The 242-nt window shown below is 50.8% G+C and carries 1 pseudogene; it reads left to right on the top strand.

Features of this window, described 5'->3' with window-relative positions:
- Positions 1-20: 20 nt before the first annotated feature.
- Positions 21-242, top strand: a pseudogene (locus ACFINZ_RS11810) (hypothetical protein); the annotation flags it as partial.

The following is a 242-nucleotide window of genomic DNA, read 5'->3' as shown; positions in this document are numbered from 1 at the left end:
CTCCAGAGGTGGCCGAGAAGGTGTCACCAGCATCTCTTGAAGGTGTGCATCCAGAGGTTTCTGAGAAGGTTACGCCAGCATCTCCTGAAGAGGTGCATCCAGAGGTTGCCGAGAAGATTGCGTCAGCATCTCCTGAAGGTGTACATCCAGAGGTTGCCGAGAAGGTTGCATCTGAGACAGTCCAACAAACGCATAAAAATCAAGGCGGGATATTGCCACAAGACTTGGCTTCAACGGAAAAA

The organism is Bartonella sp. AA81SXKL (assembly GCF_042196945.1).
In the GTDB taxonomy this organism is placed as follows: domain Bacteria; phylum Pseudomonadota; class Alphaproteobacteria; order Rhizobiales; family Rhizobiaceae; genus Bartonella.
This window is presented reverse-complemented; position numbering and strand designations above follow the sequence as displayed.